Genomic DNA, 7,097 nt, shown 5'->3' on the forward strand with positions numbered 1-7,097 from the left:
TCTCACACTCCGTTGAATTTTTTGTTTCCTACAGCAAGCAGAAGCAGCGCCCCTAATATAACTGCCTGATAAAGCACGGATACGCCTAACAAATTCAATCCATTACGCAAGAACACGATGATGAGCAACCCGACAAATGTGCCTGAAAGACTCCCCCTCCCTCCAAAAATATGTGTGCCCCCTATTAAAGTAGCTGTTATTACATCCAGCTCTATATTGGTACCTGATGTCGCTTCCGCGCTTGCTAGACGTGACACCAGGAATACACCCGCTAAGGCTGAGAACAATCCGCTGAGCATGAAGAGCAGGAATCGGATACGTACAACCGAAATGCCCGAATAGCGGACGACCTCTTCATTATTGCCAATCCCGTACACATACGTGCTGAATCTTGTTTTCTTCATAACGAAGCTCGCAATAAGGAACATAACAACCAGGAAGATCGCATTAACCGGTATGCCTCCTATATACTGTTGGCCCATGAAATAGAAGGCGTCCGGAAAGCCGCTGACCGGTCTGCCCTGATTAATGACGTAGACAAGACCCCGCAGCATGACCAGCATCCCGATGGTGACGACAATCGCTTGCATCCGGTGCCTCGCAATGAGATAGCCGTTAACTGCCCCGCATAGCAAGCCTGCCAGCAGTCCGATGATCATACTGAACCAGACGTTCATGCCTCGCTCGAATGCAACGCCCATACATACAGCGGAGAAAGCCAGGATGGAGCCGACCGAAAGATCCATCGCGCCGGATATGATGATCATCGTCATGGGGATTGCGATCAGTCCTACTTCAACCATCTGGTTCAGCACATTCATGAAGTTGGTGACGGATAGGAAGTAAGGAGACAAGAAGCTGAACAGGACGAGAATGACGAACAGCAGAATGAGCTGAACGAGCAGCTTATTCATCCGGAGCGAGCTAGTCCATGTACTCATACCAAATCCTCCTCTTTGCCTTTGTTCTGTCGAATACGCTGAAGTGTATTAATAACAATTGCCAGAATAATCAGAAAACCAGTGGCGGCATCTACCCAGAACGGAGAGACCTTGGAAATAATCAGTCCGTTTTTAATGATGCCCATGAACAGTACGCCTAGCATCGTTCCGGCTATCGTACCGACGCCGCCAAATATGCTTCCCCCGCCGATCAGAACGGCTGCCATGACTTCAAAGGCTAAGCTGTTGCCAGCTGTTGAGGCCTGTACGCTGCCTACCTTCGCTGCGAAAATCACCGAGGCGATCCCGACCAGCAGACCAGTTAATACATAGACCATAAACTTGGACTTGGCTACACTAATTCCCGCCAGCTTGGCTGCGGAATTGTTCCCGCCGATCGCATAGATTCTTCGGCCAGGCCGAGAGAATTTCAACAGATAGGTAAAGATTGCGATGAGAATGATGGCGATTAGCAGCGGAAACGATAGTCCGAGCAGATGACCTTGTCCGAAGAAACGAAAATCTGCCGGAAAGTTCGTCATCCAGGTGCCACCGCTGATCCCTACCGCAATGCCTCTGAAAATGTACATTGTGGCCAAGGTTACAATGATATCCGGAATCTTCCTCACCGCGATGAAATAGCCGTTGACCATTCCGCATAGTACTCCAATCACTATCCCCATAGCAGCAGCAATCCAGGGGTGGATGCCGTGGCTGAGAAATAGCCCAACTGATGTTGCGGTTACAGCGAGAACAGAGCCGACGGATAGATCCATGCCGCCAAGGAGGATGACCATCGTCATTCCGATTGCCACGATAAACATGGAGATGTTCTGATCCAGAATGAGCTTAATATTATCAAATTGCAGGAAATCGGGAGAAATGAACGCAAACAGCAGGGTAACAATAATGGTGAACAGAATAATAGGCGCTTCATGCACATTTAACAGGCGTTTCATAAGCTGCCTCCTTCGATGAGCGGGTGTGAAGCCCTCTGCAGCAATTGCTCCTGGTCCGCTTCGCCATGCGCGAATTCATGTACAACCTCGCCTTTGTACAGCACCAGAATACGATCGCTTAGTCCAATAACCTCCGGCATTTCGGAAGATATCAGCAGAATGCTTAACCCATCCTGGGCGAGTTGATGAATAATATTGTAGATCTCAGCCTTTGCCCCGACATCAACACCCCGGGTTGGTTCTTCCAGAATGAGAATATCCGGATGAGCGGCAAGCCATTTGCCGATCACAACCTTCTGTTGATTGCCTCCACTCAGAAAGTCTACACTTTGCCCGTCACTGGGCGCTTTAATCCGCAGCTTCTCCATATATTCTCCGCTCATTTGCTTGATTCGCTCCTGGTCGAGCACTAAGCCTTTTGACAGCTGCGGCAGAATTGGGATCGACAGGTTTTGCCGGATCGACATTGGCTTTATAATCCCTTGACGGTGACGATCCGGAGGGACGTAAGCAATCTTCTTCGCTTTGGCTTCACTAGGACTGTTGATTTTCACCGGTGCGCCATGAATGCTGATTTCGCCCGATCCGCGTTTAAGTCCGAATAATCGCTCCGCGATCGTGTGTGTGCCGGAACCCGGAACCCCGAACAATCCTAGAATTTCTCCCCTTCGCAACTCGAAAGAGACACGGTGCGTAGAATCAAGCGACAGTTCCTTGACCTGCAGGACTACTTCTTGATCTTGCTGCTGCTCTCTTGCCGGATACAATTGGCCAACCGCTTTACCGACCATCATTTGAATCAAGCTCTGCTCGGTAACCTCTCCGATCATTCGGGTATCGATCTTAGCCCCGTCCCGCAGCACTGTTACTTTGTCTGCAATTTCAAATATTTCCTTCATCCGGTGGGAAACATACACGATGGCTACACCTTGCGCCCGAAGTCGATTAACAACATCAAACATTTTCTTCACTTCGTTCTCGGGAAGCGCGGCGGAGGGTTCATCCATTATGAGCACATCTGCCTGAAAGGATAACGCTTTGGCAATCTCGATAACTTGCTGGCTATGAACCCCGAGATGCCGAACCTCCTTGCGGACATCAATCTCGCCGCCCCCGATCGAATCGACTAGACGCTGAGCCTCCTCGTACATTTTGGCCCATCGTATTCGTCCAAACCGGTCCATCATCTCCGGCCGGTCGATAAATATGTTTTCCGCTGCGGACAAATTTGAGAACAAGTTAAATTCCTGATGAATAATCGACACTCCTTGACGCTGGGCATCCAGCGGATTGCGGAACGACACTTCCTTGTCCTTCAGCCGGATTTTCCCTTGTGTCGGTGAATACACACCTGACAGCACCTTCATCAACGTCGATTTACCGGCTCCGTTTTCACCCATTAGTGCATGAACCTCACCTGGATACAGCTCAAATCCAACATTGGATAACGCTTTCACGCCTGGAAACTCTTTGCTGATTCCTTCCATCGTCAATACTGGATGCGTCATCGTTTGACCTCCCATTCACCTGCATCAGACTGAATTTTGGGTAACTTTAACAAGACTAAGCGTTAAATCGTCAAAGTCTTGGTATGCAGGTATTTCTTTCAGAGAAAGAAATACCTCCTATCACATTGCTTAACTACGGTATTATTAATTTATTAGTTCTACACGCTGAAGAAATTCATGTACTTTATCCTCTGACGGAATCGAACTCTGAGCACCGGCTGCTGACACGGCAAGCGCTGAAGCTGCCGTTGCATAGCGCAGACTTTCGTTCAACGGGGTTCCGCCGATATACTTCGCAACGAATGCCCCGATAAAGGTATCACCAGCCGCTGTTGTATCCACGGCATCAACTGAGAAAGCAGGTGTCTCGATTTGAGTTCCAGCTTGGTCCAAGTAGAGTGAGCCTTTACTCCCTAAAGTGATAATGAGATGAGGAAGTCCAGCCTCAAGCATTTGCTTCCCTGCCTGCAGCGCCTCGCTAATTCCATCTATCCGTATACCGCTGAGCTCCTCCGCTTCAACTTCATTCAGAATCAGGAAGCTGACGTTGTTCAGCTGAGTATGATCGAATCCGGTAATCGGAGCAGGATTCAGGAACACCGGGATATGGGCCATTGCGGCTTTTTCGAGCACTCTTTGATTAACAGCTTGTGCGATTTCATTCTGCAGCAGGATGACGTCGAATCCAGTTAGATCTAGTGTATCCACCTCGTCTTCCCCGTATTTGCCATTCGCGCCTGCTGATAAAATAATGTTGTTCTCACCTGTCTGATCAATCGTAATCACTGCAATTCCTGTCATAGCGGGCTGCTCCGATACGTAATCAAGATCAATTCCATCCTCCGCCAATTGCTTTCGGATATCTGCACCGAAGGAATCTGTTCCTAAACCTCCTGCCATAGCAACGGATGCGCCGGAACGGGAGGCAGCAACCGCTTGGTTGGCTCCCTTGCCGCCTATGAAGAAGCGGGTTTCGTTGCCATGTATCGTTTCACCGGGAACCGGGTGACGTTCAACCTGAGTAACAATATCCATATTCATGCTGCCTACTACTAAGATCTTCGCCATAGCTCTCCCCTCCCCCAAGTTTAGACTTTAAGTTTTTTCGACCGATCCGTATTTCATCAACTCGACGTCCAAGATTACTTTTTTCAGCTTTGTCTGCTCGGATGGCTCTCCTTTAATTTTCTGAATGAGCATTTCCGCTGCTTGAATCCCCATCTCTCTAGTTGGTCTGCTGACGACTGTGACCCGAGGCTGTACAAACTGAGCAAGCTCATTATCATCGAAGCCGATTAATGAAATATCCTCCCCAATCTGAAGATTCAGATCACGAATCGCTTTGATCGCGCCGGTACAGATCACATTGTTGGCCGCGAATATAGCGGTTGGCGGCTGCTCGGAGCGCATAAGCTCCATCGTATACCGGTAACCGTCCTCCTCCAGCCAATTTCCTTGCTTATGATAGTTGGGATCAGGTGTTAGACCGCCTTCATGCATCGCTTGACGATAACCCCAGTAGCGATCCTTGCCGTCGTTAAAATCATGTGCTCCATCAATTATCGCAATACGTTCATGACCATATTCTACAAAATGTCGGGTTGCCTCATAGGCTCCGCGGAAATTGTCAATCAACACGCCGTCATGACCGCAGTCATTGATATAACGGTCCACCAGAATAGTAGGCTTGCGGATATTCCGATAAAACCCGGCGTCCTTATGCGTACCGATTAGAATGATACCGTCTACATTTTTCCCTAGAAAGCTGTCGAAAAACTCGTCCTCTTCCGCTTCGTCACTGTTCGTTGCAACGACCATCGTGAAGAACCCTTCCTTCTTGGCGACCTCCACCATTCCCCCAATGACTGCGGTATAGAAAGGATTTTGAATTTCTGGTACAACGACGGAGAGCATGTTGGTTTTTTTATTAACCATAGAGGCTGCCATCGTATTAGGTACGAAATTCAACTCTTCAATGATCTTTAATATTTTCTTCCGGGTTGAATCACTTACACGATCCCTTCCGTTCATTACCCGGGATACGGTAGCTACGGACACGTTGGCGTGCTTTGCTACGTCTTTAATGGTGATTTCCTTGTTAAACATAGCTACCCCATTCCTTATTTCATTGTCATAACGTTTTCGCAAAGTCAGCTCATTCATTGTTTGTAATAAAAATATATTTGGAATGTATTTGTGCGAAACCGTTTACGCAATTTCTAATTTCATATTAGTACATGCGAAATCAGATTACAATAGGTTTTTTCGAAAAATAGAAAATAAAACGTTTACATTTTATATATGTATCGCCAATATGTTAGATTAATGATGCTTATTTCATGATTTCAATAATATTTCGATTATTTTATGTCACTTTACATAACGCTAAATAGACATTTTTGGCAGGTTCGAGCTTTTTTGATGAGCATCTTGTGGATAGTTGATCGACCGCAACGATTTACACTTCTGAGATTTCCGGACTAAATTAGCTGGAAAGTCGTCCAATAAAGGAGCGATTATCCAATGAAAAAGTTGCGAAACCGTTTACGCAAAGTGCATCAACAATCGATCCTTGATCCTCAACTACGCATTCCACCTTCCCCTCCTCTCCTCTCGTCATATCTTTATTGCCATTAACCAATAATTTGGCTTTCACCTACAGGGTAAATACATCTTTCCAATTTCTGCATAGCGCGTACTATGATGCATATCGCCTTAATGAGGAGTGGAGTGATGAAAGCGTTAGTTACCGGGGGTGCGGGATTTATAGGTTCTCATCTTGTGAATTTGCTTATCCAGCGCGGTGCTGAAGTTCATGTTATTGATAATTTATCGACGGGGAACAAAATTCAAGTGAATCCTGCCGCAACCTTGCATGTTGCAGATATAAATAGCGAATCCAGCTGCAAAATTATTGAAACGGTGCGTCCGGATGTTGTGTTTCACATGGCTGCACAGGTTGATGTTCAGCTATCGCTGGCGGACCCTGCCTTCGATTCCAACGTCAACATCGTCGGAACGGTCCGGCTTCTGAAATCTTGCCAGCAAGCTGGTGTAAACAAGATCATTTTCTCTTCTACCTCTGCTGTGTACGGAGAGACTAATGATGAACGGAACTTGGAGAACAACTCCCCTGCTCCAATTTCCTATTATGGGCTCTCCAAGTACTCAGGTGAACGCTATATCCGATTGTTTCATCAGCTGTACGGCATGAACTATACCATATTGCGTTACAGCAACGTTTATGGTCCCCTTCAAAGTGCTAAAGGAGAAGGCGGAGTCGTTGCAATTGCGATGAGCAAGCTGGCAAAAGGTCTTCCTCTGCTCGTACATGGCGACGGTGAGCAAACCCGGGATTTCATTTATGTCCAGGATGTCGTTCATGCCAATCTATCTTCCATTGATCAAGGCCATCTAGAAACGATCAATATCAGTACAGGACTAAGAACTTCGATTAACAGCTTAATGCATACGGTAAAAACAATTCACGGCGGGAACGTTGAGATTCATTATGACGCCGAACGGGCAGGCGATATTCGAGACAGCTGCCTGGACAATGCCAAAGCTGAACAAACGCTGGGCTGGCGTCCGCAGGTCAGCTTAACAGAAGGTTTAACGCATACCTATCAGCATTATTTTCAGCATTAATCTAGAGCAGCGTATTACAATGCACTACACGTAAAAAACGC

General features: G+C 47.1%; 6 protein-coding genes. 1 reads left to right on the forward strand and 5 read right to left on the reverse strand.

The window, feature by feature from the left end; all coding sequences use genetic code 11:
• Positions 1-2 precede the first annotated feature (2 nt).
• The 5 genes from TY10_RS06005 to TY10_RS06025 all read right to left on the reverse strand — a co-directional run bounded on the left by TY10_RS06005 (position 3) and on the right by TY10_RS06025 (position 5,514).
• Positions 3-941: an ABC transporter permease gene (locus TY10_RS06005; RefSeq protein ID WP_042161588.1), complete on the reverse strand. Its 939-nt coding sequence runs from the start codon at positions 939-941 to the stop codon at positions 3-5.
• Complete coding sequence (locus tag TY10_RS06010) at positions 938-1,900, reverse strand: ABC transporter permease (protein WP_042161590.1); 963 nt, start codon at positions 1,898-1,900, stop codon at positions 938-940. Before TY10_RS06010 ends, TY10_RS06005 begins: the two co-directional genes overlap by 4 nt.
• A complete protein-coding gene (locus tag TY10_RS06015) occupies positions 1,897-3,408 on the reverse strand; it encodes a sugar ABC transporter ATP-binding protein (protein WP_042161592.1) in 1,512 nt (503 codons plus the stop codon). Before TY10_RS06015 ends, TY10_RS06010 begins: the two co-directional genes overlap by 4 nt.
• A 144-nt stretch (positions 3,409-3,552) precedes the next feature.
• Entirely contained in the window at positions 3,553-4,476 is a 924-nt protein-coding gene (gene rbsK / locus TY10_RS06020) for a ribokinase (RefSeq protein WP_042161593.1), read from the reverse strand.
• A 27-nt stretch (positions 4,477-4,503) separates the two neighbouring features.
• Entirely contained in the window at positions 4,504-5,514 is a 1,011-nt protein-coding gene (locus TY10_RS06025) for a LacI family DNA-binding transcriptional regulator (RefSeq protein WP_042161595.1), read from the reverse strand.
• Positions 5,515-6,141: 627 nt separating this feature from the next.
• Between TY10_RS06025 and TY10_RS06030 the strand changes: the two genes are divergently transcribed.
• A complete protein-coding gene (locus TY10_RS06030) occupies positions 6,142-7,056 on the forward strand; it encodes a GDP-mannose 4,6-dehydratase (RefSeq protein WP_042161597.1) in 915 nt (304 codons plus the stop codon).
• Positions 7,057-7,097: the final 41 nt, after the last annotated feature.

Source organism: Paenibacillus gorillae, assembly GCF_000513275.1.
GTDB lineage: Bacteria > Bacillota > Bacilli > Paenibacillales > Paenibacillaceae > Pristimantibacillus > Pristimantibacillus gorillae.

Bases quoted from the DNA above. Each gene is read 5' to 3' on its own strand.
- TY10_RS06005 (WP_042161588.1), bottom strand. From the start codon at position 941: ATGAGTACATGGACTAGCTCGCTCCGGATGAATAAGCTGCTCGTTCAG.
- TY10_RS06010 (WP_042161590.1), bottom strand. From the start codon at position 1,900: ATGAAACGCCTGTTAAATGTGCATGAAGCGCCTATTATTCTGTTCACC.
- TY10_RS06015 (WP_042161592.1), bottom strand. From the start codon at position 3,408: ATGACGCATCCAGTATTGACGATGGAAGGAATCAGCAAAGAGTTTCCA.
- rbsK (WP_042161593.1), bottom strand. From the start codon at position 4,476: ATGGCGAAGATCTTAGTAGTAGGCAGCATGAATATGGATATTGTTACT.
- TY10_RS06025 (WP_042161595.1), bottom strand. From the start codon at position 5,514: ATGTTTAACAAGGAAATCACCATTAAAGACGTAGCAAAGCACGCCAAC.
- TY10_RS06030 (WP_042161597.1), top strand. From the start codon at position 6,142: ATGAAAGCGTTAGTTACCGGGGGTGCGGGATTTATAGGTTCTCATCTT.